This is a genomic window from Pseudomonas sp. G(2018) (genome assembly GCF_005502415.1).
In the GTDB taxonomy this organism is placed as follows: domain Bacteria; phylum Pseudomonadota; class Gammaproteobacteria; order Pseudomonadales; family Pseudomonadaceae; genus Aquipseudomonas.
This window is the reverse complement of sequence record NZ_SCOO01000005.1, coordinates 120,927-141,879: the sequence shown is the minus strand read 5'-3', so window position 1 is coordinate 141,879 and position 20,953 is coordinate 120,927. Positions and strand designations below refer to the sequence as shown.

14 protein-coding genes are annotated in these 20,953 nt (G+C 58.8%); 8 read left to right on the top strand and 6 right to left on the bottom strand.

The window, feature by feature from the left end:
• Window positions 1-25 precede the first annotated feature (25 nt).
• Entirely contained in the window at window positions 26-1,408 is a 1,383-nt protein-coding gene (locus FFS64_RS07090; protein WP_137804771.1) for a carbohydrate porin, read from the bottom strand.
• Window positions 1,409-1,781: 373 nt separating this feature from the next.
• Here FFS64_RS07090 and FFS64_RS07085 point away from each other — a divergent pair, with 373 nt between their 5' ends.
• Complete coding sequence (locus FFS64_RS07085) at window positions 1,782-2,012, top strand: VF530 family DNA-binding protein (RefSeq protein ID WP_137804770.1); 231 nt, start codon at window positions 1,782-1,784, stop codon at window positions 2,010-2,012.
• A gap of 2 nt (window positions 2,013-2,014) precedes the next feature.
• Entirely contained in the window at window positions 2,015-2,668 is a 654-nt protein-coding gene (locus FFS64_RS07080) for a Pr6Pr family membrane protein (RefSeq protein ID WP_137804769.1), read from the top strand.
• Window positions 2,669-2,770: 102 nt separating this feature from the next.
• Here FFS64_RS07080 and FFS64_RS07070 read toward each other — a convergent pair whose 3' ends face one another.
• Together FFS64_RS07070 and FFS64_RS07065 are read right to left on the bottom strand one after the other, a co-directional pair.
• Window positions 2,771-3,562: a siderophore-interacting protein gene (locus FFS64_RS07070; RefSeq protein ID WP_137804767.1), complete on the bottom strand. Its 792-nt coding sequence runs from the start codon at window positions 3,560-3,562 to the stop codon at window positions 2,771-2,773.
• On the bottom strand, window positions 3,559-4,134 hold the full coding sequence (locus tag FFS64_RS07065; RefSeq protein ID WP_137804766.1) for a PadR family transcriptional regulator: 576 nt from the start codon (window positions 4,132-4,134) through the stop codon (window positions 3,559-3,561). Before FFS64_RS07065 ends, FFS64_RS07070 begins: the two co-directional genes overlap by 4 nt.
• 501 nt (window positions 4,135-4,635) lie before the next feature.
• On the opposite strand from FFS64_RS07065, the gene FFS64_RS07060 reads away from it, so the two are divergent.
• From FFS64_RS07060 to FFS64_RS07035, 6 genes are all read left to right on the top strand, one after another.
• Window positions 4,636-5,133 carry a CS1 type fimbrial major subunit gene (locus FFS64_RS07060; RefSeq protein ID WP_256660416.1) on the top strand — a complete coding sequence of 166 codons (498 nt, stop codon included), beginning with the start codon at window positions 4,636-4,638 and terminating at the stop codon, window positions 5,131-5,133.
• A 108-nt stretch (window positions 5,134-5,241) separates the two neighbouring features.
• A complete protein-coding gene (locus FFS64_RS07055; RefSeq protein WP_137804764.1) occupies window positions 5,242-7,764 on the top strand; it encodes a CS1-pili formation C-terminal domain-containing protein in 2,523 nt (840 codons plus the stop codon).
• A 3-nt stretch (window positions 7,765-7,767) separates the two neighbouring features.
• Window positions 7,768-8,985, top strand: coding sequence for a hypothetical protein (locus tag FFS64_RS07050; protein ID WP_137804763.1), 1,218 nt, complete (start codon window positions 7,768-7,770; stop codon window positions 8,983-8,985).
• Window positions 8,986-9,027: 42 nt separating this feature from the next.
• On the top strand, window positions 9,028-9,771 hold the full coding sequence (locus tag FFS64_RS07045) for a molecular chaperone (protein WP_137804762.1): 744 nt from the start codon (window positions 9,028-9,030) through the stop codon (window positions 9,769-9,771).
• A gap of 33 nt (window positions 9,772-9,804) precedes the next feature.
• Window positions 9,805-10,305: a CS1 type fimbrial major subunit gene (locus tag FFS64_RS07040; RefSeq protein ID WP_137804761.1), complete on the top strand. Its 501-nt coding sequence runs from the start codon at window positions 9,805-9,807 to the stop codon at window positions 10,303-10,305.
• A gap of 38 nt (window positions 10,306-10,343) precedes the next feature.
• Window positions 10,344-10,904, top strand: coding sequence for a hypothetical protein (locus FFS64_RS07035; protein WP_137804760.1), 561 nt, complete (start codon window positions 10,344-10,346; stop codon window positions 10,902-10,904).
• 121 nt (window positions 10,905-11,025) lie between these two features.
• On the opposite strand, the gene FFS64_RS07030 is transcribed toward FFS64_RS07035, so the two are convergent.
• The 3 genes from FFS64_RS07030 to FFS64_RS07020 form a co-directional block, all read right to left on the bottom strand.
• On the bottom strand, window positions 11,026-16,155 hold the full coding sequence (locus FFS64_RS07030) for an NEL-type E3 ubiquitin ligase domain-containing protein (protein WP_137804759.1): 5,130 nt from the start codon (window positions 16,153-16,155) through the stop codon (window positions 11,026-11,028).
• Window positions 16,156-16,344: 189 nt separating this feature from the next.
• Window positions 16,345-19,458, bottom strand: coding sequence for a transglycosylase domain-containing protein (locus FFS64_RS07025; protein ID WP_137804758.1), 3,114 nt, complete (start codon window positions 19,456-19,458; stop codon window positions 16,345-16,347).
• A gap of 216 nt (window positions 19,459-19,674) precedes the next feature.
• Window positions 19,675-20,799 (bottom strand): OpgC family protein, encoded by a 1,125-nt coding sequence (locus tag FFS64_RS07020; RefSeq protein ID WP_137804757.1) that lies wholly within the window; start codon window positions 20,797-20,799, stop codon window positions 19,675-19,677.
• Window positions 20,800-20,953 lie beyond the last annotated feature (154 nt).

Sequence of the window (20,953 nt, the reverse complement as noted above, 5' to 3'; positions counted from 1 at the left end):
TCCTACAGGGGTTTTTGCGTAATTTTTAGAACGACGACTGGATCTTGATCCCGCCAATCAGCGCGTCGTCGACCTGGTCCACGCCACCGGGGTGGCGGATGTATTGCAGGTTCGGGCGCACGGTCAGCCAGTTCGTGACGTGCACGCCGTAATAGAGTTCGGCGCTGTATTCGGTGTCCTGGGGCGGCAGGAACGACGGATCGTCGTAGTCGAAGACCGCGTGGGCCTGATTGGTCGCCTCGGCGTTCTTGCGATAGGCCGGGTTGACGTGGACGCGGGCCAGAGCGAAGCCGATGTCGTCATTGGCGCGTGCATCGAACAGACCTTTGTAGACGACACCGGCCTGGACATAGTTATCGATGGCGTTGGTCTTCTTGTCGTGCATCGTGCCGTTGGCGAACACGCTCAAACCCCGACTGTGATCGCTGGCGACGCTGGTGATTTGCTGCTGGATGCCGAGCCACACACCGTGCTTGCTCGACGCGCTGCGGTAAGCCTCGCCACTCAGGGCGGCGGGCTGGCCATTGCTATCCTTGTAGACGTCGGTGGCATCGGCGTTGCTGTAGTAGTAACCGGCGCGGTATTCGCCCGGCAGGCCATTGAGCTTCGGCGTCCACACCAATTCCACCGGCAGGATCGCACCTTGAGTGCCGCTGCCGCTGAGCTTGAAGCCGTTGTCGCGATCGAGGTTCGATGGGTTTTGCTCATAGGCGCCGATTTGCGCGTACAGCTCAGGCGTCAGGTGATATTTGACCCGCATCGCCCACTGGCTGACCGGCCAGTTGTACCAGATGTCACCGACCCAGTTACCCACCTGGGAGCCGCAGAACGCCAGGTTCTGGAAATCGCAGGGGAAGCTGTTGAAGTCTTCGCCCTCGCCGAAACGGCCGACCTTGATGTCCAGCTTCTGGTCGAAAAACTTCTGCTGGTACCACATCTGCGTCAGCCGCCAGGTCTGGCCGCGACCCCAGACTTCCTGGGCCGAGGTGAAACCGCCAACCCGCGGATCGTTGATGCGATCGTTGCTGATGTTGTTGCCACTGCGCTCGGTAATGGTCAGCTGAAATTCCGCGTTGTTCCAGCCCAGGATCTTCTGCAGATCCAGATGTGTGCCGAAACCGAACTGGTCGCTGTAGCGCGCCGTCCGGTCATGGTCGTAACCACCGTGCAGATTGCTGCCCATTTCGCCGGTGTAATCGACCTTGAAGTCGTAGCCTTTTTCCGCCAGTTCGTTGCGCGTGCCGTTCCAGTCGCCGAGCATCCAGGGGGAGTGGCTATCGAAAGCCGGGGTGGCCTGAACGCAAGTGGCGAGGCTCAATGCGGTGAATCCGCCGATGAGGCTCAGGAATTTTTGGCGAATGACAGGCGTAAAGACAGCGCTGTCTTTCGAGATTTGTAAATCGGGCATTCTTGATCTTTTTCTGGGGAATGAACGGAAACAGCAGAACTGAAGGCGTTTGCGGAAGCGTTTCAGCTAAAGCGTGCGCAAGGATAATGTTCTGTTACAAATAGAGAAAGGCCTTTTCATGACATGCATCGTTTCGGATTTGGTAACAGTGAGGCGGGTGATTGCTGTCCACTCTGGGAGCGAGCCTGCTCGCGAAGGTGGTGAACGGTAACGCGTGAATCCAGATGCCCAGCGGCATCATTGATTTCTTCGCGAGCAGGCTCGCTGCCACAGAGTTGTCGCGGTTCACCTACATTTAACAGACCGCTTCCCCCCAACGAAGCCCTCGGCTAAGGTGCGCGGCTTCCCATTCCTACATCGCTGAAGGCCCGGCATGACCGAACAGACCCACGATCCGCTGCACGGCGTCACCCTGGAGCAAATCCTCAACGCCCTGGTTGAACACTACAAATGGTCGGGGCTGGCCGAGCGCATCGACATCCGCTGCTTCAAGAGTGACCCGAGCATCAAGTCAAGCCTGACCTTTCTGCGCAAAACTCCGTGGGCGCGGGAGAAGGTCGAGCGCTTGTACGTGAAGTTGATGCGCACCAAGCGCCCGCTCTGAATATGGTCAAACAGTCAGTCACGCGGCGTCGATTTGTTGCCGTGGCCGCCACCCTTGGCTGGGCCGGATTGAGCATTCAGCTGTACCTGATTTTCTACTCGCGCTGGACTCTGGCGGCCAGTCTGATTGGCGGGCTGGTGAGCTTTTTCAGCTACTTCACCGTCCTGACCAATACGCTGGTGGCGACCGTTCTGACCTGTGAACTGACGTCCCGCGAATCGGCCGCACGGCGCTGGCTTTTACAGCCGTGGGTCAGCAGTGGCATTGCCGTGAGCATCGCCGTGGTCGGCATTGCCTACAGCCTGTTGCTGCGTCATCTATGGCATCCCGAAGGCTGGCAATGGCTGGCCGATGAGCTGATGCACGACGTCATGCCGCTGCTGTTTCTGGTCTATTGGTGGTGCTGGGTGCCCAAGGGGACGTTACGGCTGCGGCATATCGCGCTGTGGCTGAGTTATCCGCTGGTGTACTTCGGCTATGCGTTGCTGCGCGGGCATTTGCTGGCGACTTACCCGTACCCGTTCATTGATGTGGATAAGCTGGGTTATCCACAGGTGTTTATCAATGCGGGTGGGTTGCTGGTGGGGTTTGTGGTGATTGCGTTGGTGGTGATCGGATTGGATCGATGGCGTGGTGGTAGAGGCATGGATTTGTAGTGCTTGCAGGATCGCCTTCGCGCAAGCCCGCTCCCACAGGGGAAAGGTGTACACCAATCCAATGTGGGAGCGGGCTTGCTCGCGAAGGGGCCAGTGAGGAAGTCACTCCTCGTCGCTGTCACCCAACCGCCAATACCCAACCGCTTTGACGAATTGATTGTCAAGGCCATGCACATCGAGCAACACCCGACGAATCTGCCGCGACACTTTGCTCTCGGTCGCAACCCAGGCATACAGACTGCCGGTCGGGACCTTGACCTGGCGCACGGTGGTCAGCAAATGATCCTTGCCGCCTTCGCGCAGTACCCAGATCACATTGACCTCAGCAGCGCTCTCCAGCACTTGCTGTTCCTTGCCGTTTTCCACTTCGATGATCACCAATGCACGCCGATTGGCCGCCAGGCCTTCCAGACGCCGGGCGATGGCGGGCAGGGCGGTTTCGTCGCCGATCAGCAGGTAGCTGTCGAAGATATCCGGCACGATCATCGAACCCCGTGGGCCGCCGATGTGCAGGAACTGTCCCGGTTTGGCCTGTTCGGCCCAAGTCGAGGCAGGGCCGTCACCGTGCAGCACGAAGTCGATGTCCAGTTGCAGTGTGTTCAGATCGTAACGGCGAGGCGTGTAGTCGCGCATGGCGGGCATCGGCCCGTTGTCCTTGCCGGCTCCGAGTACCAGGGTTTCCAGCGCCGCTTGCTCCGCCGCGTTTTGCGGGAACAGCAGCTTGACGTGATCATCCGTACCGAGACTGACGAAGCCTGCCAGTTCCGGCCCGCCCAGGGTAATGCGGCGCATGCGTGGCGTCAGATCAACCACCCGCAGTACTTCCAGGCGACGACGTTTGATTTCATGCATGACGCGGTGAATGGTTTGGGATGGATCGATCACGTCGGTCATTCGGCGGTCTCCTGGGCAGGTGCAACGGCGGGGCCGTCGACAATGGCTTTGGCAGTGTTGTTGAGCAGGTCGCGTACCCGCCGGATTTCTTCCGGGCTCCAGCGACCGTGGTGCATTTGCAAGGCATGGCGCAGGTTGTGCACCGCTTCATGGATCTCGGGTGGCCGGTCATGACCGCGCAACGAGCGCTTGCTGACCTCGATGCGCATGCGCACGCCATCCAGAGCAATCGCCTGCTCGCTTAGCGAATGGCGACCGGCGTCAGTCACGCTGTAGCGTTTTTTCCCGCCTTCGGCGTCACCCAGAATCATTTCGCTTTCTTCCAGGAATGTCAGGGTCGGATAGATCACGCCGGGGCTGGGACTGTAAGCGCCATCGAACATGCCTTCGATCTGGCGGATCAGGTCATAGCCATGGCAGGGCTGCTCGGCGATCAGTGCCAGCAGCAGTAATTTCAGATCGCCGGGAGCAAATACTCGTGGGCCTCGACCACCACGTTCACGGCCGTGGCGTTTCTCGAAGCCGTCACGGCTGTCGCCGTGTTCGCGGTGGGGGGAATGATGGTCTCTCATTGATGCGTTCTCTCGTCGTGTTTAGATACAACTTAAGATATATCTTACGCGATGAGCAAGGCTTTTGTTGAGAATGAGTTTCATCAGGCGACAAGTGGCGGTCACCGGGACGGCGAAATCCTGAGTCAACCCTTGCCGATTTTTATGCCCGGCCAGCAATACCTGAAAGTTAAAGCTATCACTCTAGTTAATTGGAGCTTATATACTAAATGAACCTCATGTTCCGATATTTTCTAGTTAATATCGCTGTATGGTTTTTATCGAAAAACTGTATGTAAGGTGAAACTTACAGGTGTTGTTTTGTTTTTTCATTTTTTGTGTTTTTTTCATTCCGTGTATGAAGTAGTTGAGCTACGCGATCATCGGAAGTTGCCTGCTTACTTTCCAGAACGAACAGTCGATCATGCCCCGGCGTTGAAAGTCCAAACCAACAAAACCTTTAACAGGTAGGCGTTGTTTGCACTTTCAATGAACTGATCCTTTCAAGAAAACAGGTACTGAATGATGTTCAAGAAATTTGCAATCGCTGCTCCATTGGCTGTTCTGGCACTCAACTCCTCCATGGCCTTCGCCGCCGGTGAAGCGGCTCACTCCATCAGCCTCGTCGCACACGTGCCGACCAATGGTTTCTACGTGGTGCCGACTGACGCCGACCTGGTCAACAAGGACCAGGACATGAGCTTTCAGCCGAGTACCGGCAAGATGCGTGAAGTCAACGGCTTCTTCGACGTGCGCAACAACAACGGTTCGGTTCACGCCAGTCTGGAAAGTGCACCGAAACTGATCTCTGGTTCCCAAGCTATTGATTTGAAAGTCGAGTTCAACAATAAGGAACTGACCCTGACGCCACAACTGGTGGTGGGTGAAGCCGAGTCTGATGTGAACTATCGTGCTCCGCTAAAAATCAGCGCCAAAGGGACAACTTTCCAACCGGGTGATTACACCGGTGTGGTCGCCATGACCTTCGACGCTGTGCCTCCTGTTGCCCCTGCGCCTTGATCGAACGATCAGCAATAAACGCTAGTTATTGAAGCGGCGCTATCCGGCGGGCAATCCCCATGGCTTGTCCGCCGGACTTCAACTTGTTCGAAATCAGAGTACGAGTTCATGTTCCCGATGACACCCATCGCGGCAGCGCTTGCGCTGTTGTTTTGTGCCAGTGCCGTGGCGGCTTCCGAATCCGCCGGTACGACACCGCGAAGTCTGTTGGCCCAGGCCAAAGGTTTGCCGGCGGATTTCGAGGAGCATTTTTTTGATGTGCCCCTGGCTGTGCGGGTGGAGCTGGATCAGCAGCCGCTGGGGGAAGCCATGGTGGTGCTGTCTCGCGACGATCGCATCACGCTTCTGGAATTCACCGACACCAGCGAAAACCGCTACGGTCCCGCCGAACGGGAAAAGTGGGCCAGTTACCTCAAGCCCGGTGTGCCACTGGGCGCTTGCACTGGCTCCTGCCCGGACCAGGTGTTGGCGGTGCATTACAACCTGGAAAACTCGCTGGTATCGATCCTCACCGAAAACGCTGAGCGCGACCTCGAGGCCAAGCGCTATTACGAGCAACCCGTCGGCGGCAGCAGCGGCCTGATGGTGCGTAACCAGCTCAATCTCAATGGCGGCCAGGAACAGGACCTGGGCGGGCGCTTCGGCCTTGAAGCCAGCGGCAGCCTGGGCAACTGGAGCCAGACCTTTAACATGCAGATGGCCCGTCTTGGCGGTCCGGATGACAAGCTTTATCACGCGGTACACGAGCTTTATACCCAGCGCGAGTTGCAAGGCAATTTCTTCCGCCTGGGCTATTTCACCCCCAATTCCGAAGGGCTGACCCGCCAACCGCGCACGTTCGGTACCAGCCCCGACACTGCTGTCGGCGTCATGTATGGCAGCTCCGACAGTCTGGCGATCAACAGCCCGATGCCCAGCGTTTATCCGATCTATGTCACGGCCAATCGCCAGGGCTCGGTGGAGATTTACCGCGACGGTCTGTTGCTCAACACCCAGTCGGTACCGGCCGGCTTGCAAACCCTCGACACCCGCCCGCTGCCAGGCGGCATTTATGAAGTGGAAGTGCGCCTGATCGAAGACGGGCAGATCACCTCCAGCACCCAGGAGCTGGTGTACAAGCCCGGCAACTGGCGCAACCTCGACGAACGCTGGCGCTACAACCTGTTCGCCGGGGAAGAAAGCAAACTGTTCAGCAACTGGGATCAACAGGCCAGCGGCAGTCCCACGGCCGGGGCCTCGGTCAACTACCTGATGCACCCGCGGGTGATTCTCGGCCTGTCGGCGCGGCAGATTCGCGAAAAACTGCAATACGGCACGTCCATCGACTGGACCCTGGCCAATCACCTCAGCCTGTACGCCAACGTTTACAAAACCGAGGACCACGGCACCGGTCTGGACCTGCAAAGCCTTTACAACTATGGCGCTGGCAGCCTGGTGATCAGCCACAACCGTAGCTGGCTGGACACCACCGACCTGTACGAAACCCTGCCGGATGGCACCCGGGTGCGGCAACGCAATGTGTTTATCGGCCAGACCAGCAACTCGTCACTGGCGGTCAACCATCGGCTGAGCAACAAGAATTCGATCAATGCGCGGGTGTCCCACAGCGAGGGCAACGTCGAAGGTGTCGGCGTGGACCTGGGCTGGACCCGGCGCACCGAGCTGTTTGGCAGTGACGCCAACTGGCGCCTGTCGCTGTTCGACCGGCCGGGCAGTTTCAGCAGCGGCAATGACCGCAACCGTGGGGTCGACTTGAGTATCAATGTGGCCCTGGGCGCGCCAGGTCAGCAGATTACCGGCAGCATCGGTTCGCGTACTGCGCGTGAAGGTGGCCGCGACAACAATGCGTCCATTGGTTGGCGCAAGGACCTCAAGGATCACGTGCTGCAAAACGTCTCCGTCACCGCCCTCACCGACACCTATGGCGTGGGCGTGTCCAGCCTGGCGAACTTTCGCACCGACGCGATCAATGGCGACGGTTTCATCCAGCGTTCGTCCTACAACAACAACTTCACCGGTGGCTTGAACCTGGACAGCACTCTGGTGCTGGGCGGTCAGCAAATGCTCATGACCAGCCAGTACGAGATGCGCGGCGCCGGCATGATCGTCGATGTCGAGTCGGACATCGACGGCATTGCCCTGCGCGCCGACGATTACAGCGGCGGCAGCGCGGCGTTGAAGCCGGGGCGCAACTTCATCCCGATCACCGCCTACCAGAACAGCTCGGTGAGTTTCGATTTCGAGGGCAATCATGTGCCGGCAGCCACCATCGAGCCGGCGCGCACCCGCTATCACCTGAACAAGGGCGGGGTGGACTACCGCAAGATCCGCGTGATGAAAACCCTGACGGTGTTGGGTCGCCTGGTCAATGAACAGGGGCAGCCGCTCAAGGGCCACCACGTGATCAACCACGCCAGCCGCGGGGTGACGGAGGTCGACGGGTTCTTCTCGATGGAAATGAACGCCGGCTCGCCGACCCTGGAGGTGCGCCAGGATAACCGCCTGCTGTGCCAGTTCCGCCTCAACGCCAGTGAGCATCGCAGCGAAAACAACGTGTTGATGATCGGGGACCTGCGTTGCACGCCGGACACCCTGGCCGATGCAACCATTACCGATCAGAAGGCGGGTTGAGTCATGAAAGGATTTGCGTATGGGGTGGGTTTGCTCGCGGCGCTGAGCATGCCGGCGGCAGAGGCGGTGAATCAGGAAATCAGGGCGTTGTTCCAGCCGGATCCGTCGCAGCCGAACAGGAATGTATTTATCAACAAGACGCCCAACAGTGGTTATTGCGCCAATTATCCCAGTGAGTGCGCGGACAACAACATGTTCAGCATTCACGTTCCGGTACGGTTCGACTCCACGCGCGCCCTCATGCCCGGCGACGGCCTGGGATTGAAGGTGCCGGCCAACTGGCGGCAACTGACCGTTACCAACCGGGATACTCAGGAAACCGAAACCGTCGAGGTGCGCATCATCGGCATCGGTTCCAACTTCTTCCTCAGCGATACGGCGGCCAACCTGGTAGGGGTATCGAATATCCTCGAGGGTCATCAAAAACTCTGGACCAGCAGCAGTTGGGTGTATGCCCCGTCCCCCTGCCAGTACAGCGGCGTCGGGGCCTACACCCCCGCGACCTACAAATTCTTCTGGAAGGCGCCGGTCGAGGCACCCTGCATCAAGGTGGCCGCTTACCGGATCCCGTCGATGTACTTCAACGGCATCGATTTCGCTTATGAATTGCGCACCCCCAATCCGTTGGGCATGTCCTCCGGGCTCTATGGCGGATCGTTGTCTTACCATCTCGGCCCCGGCGGTGATTTTCAAATGGGGACCATGATGGTGCCGGATGACAACAACCTGACCCTGGACTTCGTCCTCGATGTGCAGCACACCCTTAAAGTCGACCTGCCGCCAGGTGGGAATAAAGTGTTCCTTGAACCCGAAGGCGGCTGGCGGCAGTGGATCGACAGCGGTCGCAAGCCCACCAGAATTTATCGCGATCAACCGTTCTACATCTCCGCCTCGTCGCGTTTCAAAGTGATGATGGAATGCGCCGAATCATTTACCTCGACCGAATGCAACTTGAGAAATGCGTCGGCATTACGCACCGCTGTCGAAGTGAATATGAGCTTGCCGCCTGGAATCACGGGACCCGGCGGTGCCGGGGTCAAGGATGTCAAATTGCGGCACAAACAATGGGTTGGCCCCTTCCAGCCAGGGCATTACGTGGACCGAAAACAGGGAAATCTGCGTTTCGAGATGGCCAAACATCGAATCGATGCTCTGCTCAAGCCGGGTGTGAGCGACACGTACAGCGGCTACGTCACTGTTATCTGGGACTCGGAAGTTTGAACGTCCGGAGCTGACCATTTCTTTTTCATGGGGTTGAAGTCAATGAAACGACTGTCTTTGGTATTGGTTTTCGGCTTGTTTTGCGTAACGGCCCATGCCGGGCCGCAGATCAATGTCGGCACGGTGTACGACTATCTGGATGGCGACAAAAGCACCTACCTTAAACGCATATTCAACAGCGGTGACAGCACCGCATTCGTCAAGGTCAACGTGCTGGAAATCGTCTATGACGCCGATGGCAAACCGCAGGAAATCCCGGTTGCCAACGCTGCCGATGGTGCGTCGCGCAATGGCGTCATGGCCAGCCCGGCGCGACTGATAGTGCCGGCCAAGGGAATGCAGGGCACTCGCTTGCTGTACATGGGCGAGCGTGACCGCGAACGGTACTTCCGGGTGCGTTTCGTGCCGGTGGTGCCGGAAAAGGAAGATGAGTTTCTGGTCAGCAGCGAAGAGCGCGAAGACTACAAAAAGACGCTGTCCGCCGGGGTCAACGTGATGACCGGTTTTGGCATCGTGTTTTTCGTGCGACCCAAGGACGCTCGCTACGACACGGTGATCAATGAAACCGCCGGCCGCTATGAATTGCGCAACAACGGCAACACGGTACTGGTGGTCGATGAGTTCAAAAGCTGTTCATTGACCAAGGAAACCGACTGTGGCGCGACCACCAAACACCATGTCTTGGCCGGCAAGACCTTCGCTTTCGACAAGGAGCAGGGCCGTGAGTACCGTTTCAAGCTGATCGAAGGCGACAGCAAAAAAGACCTGAAGGTGGCGAGCCGCTAACGGTCGCCTCCATAGACGCGGTAGGTAACGAACATGAACAAGCAATGCGCCGTGGCCACACTGATGGCTTTCACCGCACTGATGAGCGTCCCGAGCTGGGCGGCCCGGGAAGAACTGAATTTCGAGGTCACGCTGACCATCCCCAGTCGACCGTTTTACATCATCCCCGCGGAGCCGGACTGGATTCACCGGCCGCAACGACTTAACTGGGACTACCCCACATCGACCATGGGCGGTTTGCGCAAGTACTTTGATGTACGGCATGACACCAGTGCCATTGAAGCGCGCCTGGACAGCGCGCCTTACCTGTCGAACGGCCGGCCGGGCGAGGAAATCGCGCTGCGGGTGAATTTCAACGGTGTGGAATTGAGCCCGGATATCCGGCCACGGGAAGTGGTGACCCAGGCCGAGGCAGCCGTTGGCGCCCGTGTATTGCTGGAGATACAGCCGGTGAAACCGTCGGGCGGGTACAAGGCCGGGGACTACGACGGCAACGTCCTGTTGCTGTTCAACGCCAGGGCACCGGGCGCGTAAGTCATACCCGTCGACTTCACCGAAAAAATGGATGAAACATGAAAAGGATGACAGGCCGGCTGGGCTTGCTGGCGGCGCTATGCCTGCCTTTGGCCGAGGCGGCGAATCAGGAGATTCGGGCGCGGTTCCAGGCGGACCCCGCCCAGCCGAGCAAGAATGTGTTTGTCAACAAAACGCCGAACAGCGGCCGGATCGCCAGCGGCAGGCCGCCGCCCCGGATCTACCGCGACCAACTGTTTCACCTTTTCGCTTCATCGCGCTTCAAGGTCATGATGCAGTGCGATTCATTCAGTTTCCACGGCACCGAATGCAGGCTACTGGGGGACAAGGACACCTTGCCGTTCCGTAACGTGACCTGGGTGTACACCAAACTCAGCTTGCCCGGCGGCATCACCGGCCCCGATGGCGCACCGGTCAAGGATCTGGTGCTGAAAAACAACGAATGGGTCGGCCCATTCCAGCCGGGTCATTTTGTGGACCGCAAAGGGGGCAACCTGCGATTCGAGATGCCGGCGGACGCTATCGCCTACGTATTACGCCCCGGTATCAACGACACGCTCAAAGGGGATATCACGGTGATCTGGGATTCGGACGTCTGAGGGGGCATTGTGAAACCGGCCAGGGGGTACCGGCCGGTCGATGGCTGCGACGATGTGATGTCACCTTTCATCATCAGGGCGCAGGCAACCTGCACCCAGTGTCAGGTCAGCGAACCAGGATTCAAAGCCCGGCCCTTGTCAGCGCCGCGTGGGTCAGTTCCCTGGCCAGCCAGTTGCGCGCATAGGCCATGTCGGTTATCTGCCGTTTGTAAAACCACGGGGTCATTTCTTCGCCGGTGAACACGTCTTCCTCCGGAATGTTCAGCGCCTTGGCCAGATCTTCCAGTCTCTTGAATATCAGGTTCGTCTGTTCCCGATCCTGGTGCACAGCCCATTCCTTTTGAGTCTCACGCAGCGTTTCGAGCTGCGCGTGTTTGGTTGCATAAAGACGATCGTTCGTCTCGAACTGTTCCGGGTAAGTCTTGCGCAGGTATTCCTCCCAGAACGGATGCTCGAACAAATCGATCATCCCGTTGACCAGTCCGTCGCCGCGCTCGCGTTCGAGAATGGTTTTGCACGCCGTTTCGATTTTGGCCTGATCGACGCCGGAACGGGTTTCAGACAGCATGTCCTCGGACCTCCAGGGCAGGTCCAGCCTTTTTGCCAGGCCGGTTTCGTAGGCCATGTGCACTTCCACATCATCCGGTGCGTTGTTGCCTGCCGGATTGATCAGATGCTGCTGTTGCTGGTGGCTGATCTCGGCTCTGGCGATGTCACCCACCCTGTCCAGACGAGCGGCGCTGCGGGCCAGTTTGACCAGGTTGTTTTCAAGCTGGAGGGCGGACGTCGACTCTATGTAGGCCTGAGACACCAGTACTTTCATTCCCATGTGGTTGAACAGTTGCGACCCGGCATCGGCACAGGTCTGGGGCTCGCCGGCCTGCTTGAACAATTCCTCGCGCAAATCGCTGTCCACCGCCATGGCCTCTACCATTTGCCAGACCCGCTGGGTGAGTTGTCTGCGCGACCGATGGTTCTGGTAGTCCTGGCTGTCCCGCTGCCGGCGAATGACTTTGAAAAAATCGCTGGAGCCGGGTTCCGCCGACACATCGTGCCAGGACTCCTCCCTGTGGGGCTGGTAACTTCCCGAGGGACTGAAAAGTGAAGTATCGGACGGGGATATTTTCCAATGGGTCAATTCATCTTCAACCGCCCCGACGTACGCCTGCTGGCGGGCAAAACCCACGGACTCGCGATAGTCACCAAAACGTGTTCGATCGGTGTCGGACAGGCGCGTTGTACTGAAACGCGAGCGCGCCAGCACGAACGCCTGATCCGAGCCTGATGCAACCTGCGGCAAACTATTGATCGGGCATCGGCGCATGTCGAGCAAGAAGTGGCGCGGGCGGCTCTGTACGTCAGCCCCATCCGTGAACAGGCCAGGTGGCCAGTCCTCGATGCCGGTATTGGCCAGACGAAGCACTTTCAACCCGGGCATGCCGCTGACATCCGGAGGATGGCGCAGTGGATTGCCGTCCAGCCTCAGTACTTCCAGGCGGGTGAGGCGACCCAAGAGTTCACGGGAGTCGGGCGCCAGGACGATTCTGTTATCGGCGAGGTCGAGGACCCTGAGCTGATGCAGTTCGCCAATCACTTGGGGAATCCGGGTCAAACTGCCGTCGCGGGCGCTGAGCTGACGAAGGTTGGGCAGGTCGCTCAACAGACCGCCGGCGTGGGCGGAATAACGCGCATTGTTCAGATTCAGGGTGGTGATCTGGTTGAGGAATTTCCTGATGTCGGGCAGCTCACGCAACTCTTTCCACCAACGCTCCAGATCCGGTCCCAGGGTTTCGGAAGACAGATCCAGCGCATAACCACCGGCCGGATGCACGCTGCGCTCACCGAAGACTTTGCTCTTGCGTTCGAAGCATTCGAGCAGCCGGCGCTCGATATGGCTGCCACCGGTTCGCAGGAACACCCCATTTACGCCAAAGATTTGCTCCCCGTTTTCATCAAACTGGACAGGCTGATTGTTCCGCCACGCCTGGAGGGTACTGCGCAGTTGCTCGAAGTCACTCTTGAACCGCTCGATAGCCTCGACAGGATCACCTTTTGTGCGCAAGTACTCGACAAAGGATGTCACTTGTCGATCGTTCAGTTTTGGATAGAGCTCCTTGATCCTTTGCTCGGGAGTCCTGGTGCCAAAGAACCACCACGGGGTGCGCACCAGGTCGGCGGTTTCAACACTGGCCACCGAACGAATCGGCGGTTGCGCCAACACAACGCGGCGCTCGGCCGGTGGCGCGGACTGTTCCATGATCCACAGTTTAAGCAGGCGACCCTGACCGGTTTGATAGCCCAGTTGCGCGCGCTTTTCTACCGGCAGGGCCTTCAGGATCGCTTCGTAGAAGTCGCCGGCAGGTTGTAGCGGGCGGCTGTTGTCATCAAGGACTTCGTAACGGCCGCGCTCATCACGGATCAATTGCCTCACCGTCGAGGCATCATCCGGTCCGACGCTGCAGCGCAACGGGCCGTAGTGACTGCCACTGCGCACTTCCATGCGCAAGTCGCCGAAGCTGTCGCTGAAGAATTTCAGGGTATTGAGCGCCAGTCTCTCGGTGTCGGGGCTCAGCAGTGCATCGTGATAAAAGCCGTCATAGGCGTGTGTGGTGAGCGCTTCGAAATCCACTTCGCGGGCCAGGGCTTTCAGTCGCAGGGGCAAGCGTTTTTCATCGACTATCCGCTGCAGTTCGCTCGGCGTAGCCTCAGCCAACACTTTTTCCGCGAGCGTGAGCGGCAGGTCGGTAAACGTCTGTCTCAGCACCTGCACATCCGCTTTGTCCGACCGTTGTCCCGCCAGGTAGATGAAGCGGGATATTTCGCTGCGGCGCCGGTCAACGGCATCGGCCAGTTGATTGCGCAAGGCTTGGGCGCGTTCGGCAGGCGGTACGTCTCGATCGAGCAGGGTGCTGATTTCGGTCTCGCTCAAAAAAGCCATGACGCGCTCGGCAAACCGGCCGGACATCAATTCAGGCAGGCCCAGGTTCAGGGTATTGGCCGCGGTCGCTTGGGCGTTGCCGTAGGCGCGTGACTGACCGCTCAAGTCAGCCCCTTCATATACCTTCAACGCCCTTGCTGCCGGCCAGCCCGGCAGCTCGGTCAGCAGCGGTTCGAACCACACGGACCCGGGGGCCAGCGGTCGCCCGCCACGCAGGTTGGCACTGGCGATGCGCGCCTCGTCCAGCGCGCTGAAACGCTTGATGGTGTCGGCCAGCAAGGGCGGCGGTGGCGCATGATCGACATGCATCCGCCGCAATTGATTATCGTCGGTGCCGCTGCTGATGCGGATCTGCTCGCGTTCGACCGGGGTGAATCGCTCGACACTGTGGCCCAGGCGACGCATCAGGGTTTCACCTTGCCAGTCACCCGGGTTCTCACCCTCATGAACCCAGGCGCCGAGACCATTATGTTCGAGCTTCGGTGAGTAGGCATTCGGGCGCTTGGGGTGTCTGATCCGATGCACTGCGGCCACATCAGTCGCGGCGGGTTTCTCGATGGCGTACGCCTTGCCGTCAAGCGTGAGCATGTACTGATCAAGGTGCCGATGCAGGCCGAGGGTGTCAGGTTGCGACGTGTCGGGCAGCGTCACACCGGTTTGTTCGTAAGGCTTGAGGTCGGGGTGCCACAACGTCGTCCTGCCATCGGGCAAGGTCACCGGTTTCATCCCTTCGACGAGGGGTGAAAGCTTCAGGCGAAACTCACTGCCAATGGCCGCACCGGCACCGAACGCCGCCAGTTGAATGACATCGGTCACCACGCCCACCACATGCTCGGCCAGTTCGACGAATTGCCCTTCGGCCAGATCCACGACGCCTTCGACGACTTCAGTGGCCAATTGATAGGCGGTATAGGCCAGCATGAGTTCGCCCAACCCCGGTACGAATGGGGTTGCGATCAACAAGGCTGCGTTGAAAATGTCCGAGAGCATCTTCTTGAAGTTGTCCCACCAGGCCCAGCGTGCTGCCTGGTCGGTCCTGGCGGTCGACACGGCGAGGTCCTGGGCGTCATTGATGATCTTGTTGACCTTGCTTTGGTAGAGGTGCTGCCACAGGTTTTCTCCGATGGGCGTCACCCGGAACTCCAGTCTGGGTTTGTCCACGGGCGTCTCTCGCCATGTGGGGCCGGGATCGAGGTGATCTTTTTCATGCCACTTGACCACACTCAGGCGCTGGTCCAGATCAGCAAAAAAATGCCCGCGTTGTTGCTGATCGATGAACTGGCTGAAGAACTGCCAATAATTGCCCCCGGACGAGGGGATGGTTTTGTTATCACGCAGTTGGCGAGTCAATTCCTGCAGGAACGCAAGCCCCGAGGCATATTCTTTCAGCGGGTGTTCGGGGTCATGGGGAACGTAGGCGATCAACTTGTCAGTGCCACGGCTTTCTTTTACGGCCGTGAACAACACGACACCGGTCAAGGACGCATCCAGTATCGAAAGCTCGGAGTACTGCATCACTTTGCCGTCCAGCGTGAGGCCCGTTCGCCCTTCGATCATCCCGAGTACGACGTCGAATGCATCGGCGGTGATATCTTTTTTCTTCAGGGCCAGATGTGCAGCCACTTCAAGTGCCGCTTTCTGGGCGGTGGTCGCCCTGAACTCGAGCAGCGCTTGGGCGACAGGCTCCTTGGTCAGTAGAAAGGCTGTGAGGTATCGGTTGTATTGGCCACCGATGTCCAGTTCCCGGCACAGATGCTTGAACTGTTCGATGGACATCTTTGTTTTGACGGGAACGATATCGAAGTGGCCATTGGCATCGGGTTTACTAATGAACTCGGAGTCCGTGGTAAATGTTTCCGAAGTGGCGAAGTTATGCAGCGCTGCATCGAGCAACGACACGGTTCGAATGGCGTAGCCCAATTGTGTATCAATCACATGCCACGGTGTTTGCTTGGGGAAGTAAAGGCGCAGATAGGTAGACTTTACATCCACTTCCACACCGTAGGCTTCTTGCAGTTTGGCTTTGAGCAAGGGTTCGGCGAAAGCGTAAACATCTTTAACTTTTGCGAATAACGTGTCCGCTTCGTTCTGTGCTTTCCAGGCTCGCAGGTTGGTGGCCTTCAGTGCGTCTTGATCACTGTCTTTGTACCAGCTTTCTGTTTTTAACGCAGTGGCGCCGAGCGCGTAGGCTCGATGCAGTGATGTTGTTGTCAGGTCTTTGCTGACGGTTGTTTTTATGTGGTCGTAATGACGGCCTTTGAATGGGGCGTGGGTGGCAGGAAGTTTGGGGGTGTGTGGATTGAAATTCGACATTGGAAGTTATCTTTCGTGTTAAGAAGATAAAAGCCTATCTCGTCGAACTTTAAATGAAAGTCTGAATTCCTGATCGATGATTAAGTGATTGGAGGGTGCGATAGTTTTAATTTTGAATGAAAGTTATAACTATATATACCCACGGACGACCTGAATAACCCTATGGCGCTGTCTCTTCGGACAGCGCCCTTACCGGCGCACCATTTCAACCGGCAGGCATTGCGTATGGGTGCCCGGTTGCAGATAGGGATTGAGAATCGGCGCCATGCCCTTGAGTACTTGCACGGGCAGTGCCGAGGTGAAGGTGAAGCTCTCGGCGCTGCGCCCCGGTACAAAGGCGGTGAGCGTGCCGAAGTGGGTATCGCCGATATAGAACACGAAGGTCGCGGTGCGGTTGATCGACTTCGAACTCAGGATCCGTCCACCGGAGCCGATCGCTTCGATACGGTTATCGCCGGTACCGGTCTTGCCGCCCATGGCCAGGGTTTTGCCATCTGGCGTAATGAAAGTCCCGGCCACCCGCCTGGCGGTACCGGCATCCACCACCTGGGAAAGGGCCTCGCGCAGGGCTGTGGCGACCTCGGACGGCATGACCCGTTTGCCGACATCCGGGTCATTGATCAGTTTGGTTTCATACGGCGTGTTGGCCGCGAAGTGCAGGCTGTCGATACGCAACGTAGGCATGCGCACGCCGTCGTTGAGAATGGTGCCGATGAGCTCGGCGAGGGCGGCGGGGCGGTCGCCGGAACTGCCGATGGCGGTGGCCAGCGATGGCACCAGATGGTCGAACGGATAGCCGACTTTCTGCCAGCGCTGATGAATGTCAAGGAACGCCTCGATCTCCAGCATGGTGCGGATGCGGTTGTCGCGGGCGCCCTTGTGCCGGCTCTTGAAAAGCCAGCTGTAGACTTCCTGGCGCTCAAACCGGCTGGCCTTGACGATGTCCTTGAACGTGGCATCCGGGTGGTTGAGCAAGTAGCCCATCATCCACAGGTCCAGCGGGTGTACCTTGGCGATGAAGCCCTGGTCCGGCAGGTCGTAGGTGCCGGGGCCATAGGCCAGATAGAGCCGTTCAAGGCGTTCGTCGGTGAGTTTTTCGGTGAGCTTGGCCCCCGTGAGGTGCGAGCGTACGAAGGTATTGAAGCTTTGCTGACTGGCTTGCGGCAGCAAGTAACGGTGCACCGCGGCCATGCGGATCGGGGTCGGGCGCATGGCGTCGAGGAAGGTTTCGAGCCGCGCCTGGGTGTCCTTGTTTTTGTACTTCTTCCAGAACTTCAGCAGGAACGAAGTGCCCTCGCGGTCGGCGAACGAGGCCAGGTATTCCTGACGCCGGGGATCGCGGTCGTCCTTGAGCAGTTCGGCACTGCTGTTGGGACCGGAATAGGTGGTGTAGCGTACCAGGTCACGCATCAGGCGAATGAACGGCAGGTTGATCGACTCCCGAATGGCATCGCGCAGGGTCGGCAGGCGGCCGTTGTCTTCCTTGCGGAAGTTATTGAACGTGTGCAGACCACCGCCAGTGAAAAACGCTTCGCCGGGGCTGGCGGAGTACTTGCGATCCAGCGCGGCGCTGAGCAGGGGCGGCAAACTGCGGTCCTTGTTCTGGATCAGGTAGTCGACGACCCAGCGGCTCAGGCGATCCTGCTCCGGTACCTCGACTTTCTTCAATTCCGGGACGGTCATGGCAGCATATTTGTCGTGGATTTCGGCGATGATTTGCAGGTAGGTGGTGAGTACGCGCATTTTCGCCGTGGAGCCCAGTTCCAGCTTGCTGCCTTCGTTGATGTCGAACGGCTGATCGGTGCTGTCGGTCTGTACCCGCACCCGCGAACCGTCCGGGGTCAACTCGAAGAGCGTGAAGCTGTAACGCACCTGGGCGGTGCTGGTGGGGGTCAGCAAGCGCTCGCCCATCAGGCCGATCTCAGTCGCATAAGCCGGATCGGCCAGACGTTTGAGGTAGGCGGTGGCCTGGGTTTGCAGGTCACCTTGCAGGGTGCTGGTGGCCGAGAGGTCGAGGCGGTCGAGGTCGTATAGCGGACGGTTGAGCAACCCGGCCAGGCGACTGCGTGCCACGCTGATGCCCTTGTTGGTTTCGATCGGTTGAATGGTCGGCTGGGTCAACCAGTCTCGATACGTGACCTTGCTGGCCAGTGCCGCATCGGCGAAAGGCTTATCGATCACACCGTTCTGCGCCAGCAGGCGGATATGGCTGTCGGTAAGACTGGCCAGTTCTTCACGACCCTTGGTCAGGTAATGAGAAGGGCGGCGCTGGGCAATCATCAACGACAACATTTCGCGCAAGGCCAGGCCTTTTTCCGCGAGGCTCTCTGGATCCGTCGCGTTGCTGGCCAAACGTTCATTGGCCTGGTTGAAGTCGGCGCCGTACCAGACGCGCAAGCCTTCGGCCATGCCGTGCACTTCGCCGTGGCCCGGCACTGCCGACAGCGGCACGCTGTTGAGGTAATCGCGCACCACATTCTGCCGGGCCTTGAGCGTCTCCGGGCCATCCTGATAGGCGCGCACGCTGGCGGAAATCATCTGGCGGATTTTCTCCCCACCCGACGCTGTCAAGCCATCGGGCGAGTGCCGGTACTTCTCAAGCTGCGTCGCCAGGGTGCTGCCACCCGCAGACTGGCCGGGCAGGTGCAACATCTTGGCAACCTGGGTATAGGCCGCCATGCCGAACCGCGGCCAGTCCACGGCCGGGTTGGCCAGGGGCTGGCGAGGGTCGAGCAGGAAGCGGTTTTCGATGAACAGCAAGCTGTTGACCACCACCGGCGGAATCGCCTCGAAACTGGAATAGAGCTGTTGCGGGTAATTGAACTGGTACAGCGGTGCTGCCTTGCAATCGGTGATCGACAACCCGGCCTGGATCTTTTCCGCATAGGGCACGAACAAGCCCTTGTCGGTGTAGTTCATCAGCGCCGGGGAAAAGCGGGTCTGGGCGGAAATCACGTAATCACGCTTGAGCAAGCGCGGCAGGAACTCGCCCAGGGAGCTGTAGCCCAGGCGCAGATCGAACGGCCCGGCGCCCGGGTAGTGAATCGCATCGCTGGGACCGGGCTTGAGTTCATAACTCAGGGTCTTGGCAAACTTGCTGACCTCCTGGGCCTGAAATCGGGAGGTGCGCATCTCCTTGGACGCCGCCAGACCCACGACGACCGCAATAATCAGCAGCAACAACCAGAAAGCCTTCCAGCCGTGTCGGTTACGGCGGGGTTTTTCAGGTAAAGGCGCTTCTTCATCCACTCGTTCAGTCGGAACCACGGTTTTACTCGAATCGGTTTGCCATAAAGCGCCCATAGTCGACTGATCCATTCACGCAGATTGATCGGACTTGTCTGAAGCTTAGTCGGTGGTTGGCGATGGTGAAAAAAATGTGAAGGCCCGATCATCGTGGATCCACTTTGTTCCGGGCTGGCAGGATGGAGGGGGGAGGTGGGCTACCTATATATGTGGGTTCATCTGTGGCCACAGAATGCAAAAGCCCCAGTCAATTGTTGGCTGGGGCTTTTTGGATCAAGCGGGTGCGGTTTGCGGTGATCGATTCAACCGTTTGTTGAACTCCAGCCACCCCCCCAGCAACGCCATCAATCCGGCGCCTGCCAACGCAGTAAAGATCTGCATGGAAAAAGCGTCGTCGGTCAGAGCATTGAGCATGTCCGCCAGCGGCGCCAGCAGCACGCCCAGGCAGAAAATCTCCAATGAGAAGCGACCCATGCGACAGCTTTGCTGTGCCAGCCAGTTTTGCGTCCAGCCGGTATCGGGCAGCAGTTTCGCCGTGACGTAGGCCAGCGCCAGGAAGTGCAGCAGGCGCACGGGCGAAAGGTTGGTCTTGCTGATCGGGTACAGCAGATTGCTCAGGCTGGCCGGCATCAGCGCGTCGTGTATGTGCGGCCATCGCCACGCAACGGTCAACACCCCGGCAACGACCACGTATACCGCCGCGGTCATGAACAGCGGCTGGCGCCGCAACGGTCGGGTGTCAGGCAGGCGTGGGCGCTGGGCATGAATCGCGGCGGCACCGCCCAACACAAACAACAGTTGCCAGGCGACCGGGTTGAAGTACCACACGCCATCCTTGATCGCGGCCAGGTTCCAGCCAAACAACGGCACCATCAGGTACACCGCCAGCGACATCGCGACCACCATCCAGGCCTTGCGCACCAGCATCGGCAACACCAGCGGCAATCCGGCCAGTAGCACGATGTACAGCGGCAGCGGGTCCATCAGGTTCGGCTTGAAGCGCAGGAGCAATTCATCGATCAACGCCTGCTGAGGGTCGCTGATGAAGTGGTGCATGCCCATTTCCTCTACCAGGTCGCGGGTTTCCACATGGCTGTTGGCGAAGAACACGATGCCCATCAGCATCGCCAGCAGGAAAATGTGCACCACATAGAGTACCCAGGCACGCCGCAGGATTTTCACGCAGGCGATCAGAAAGCCTTCGCGGGCCAGCACTTTGCCGTAGGCCAGCACGGCCGCATAGCCGGCCAGAAACACGAAGACTTCGGCGGCATCGCTGAAGCCGAAGTTGCGCAGGGTGATCTGGCCCAAAGGGTTGTGGGGCACGTGATCCCAGAAAATGAAGATCAGTGCCAGGCCGCGAAAAAAATCGATCCGGTGATCGCGCGCTATCGTCATGACGGCATGCTCGTAAACAGGTGTTGAACAAAGGAGTAGCCGATGGCGTACAAGGTTGCCCGCCCGCACATCGGCGGCGCGCAGGGTGGCCCGATTCGCCGGCAATTGCAAAGGCGGGGTATTACGGGATGTTGATGGGGCGTTTAACCGCTGG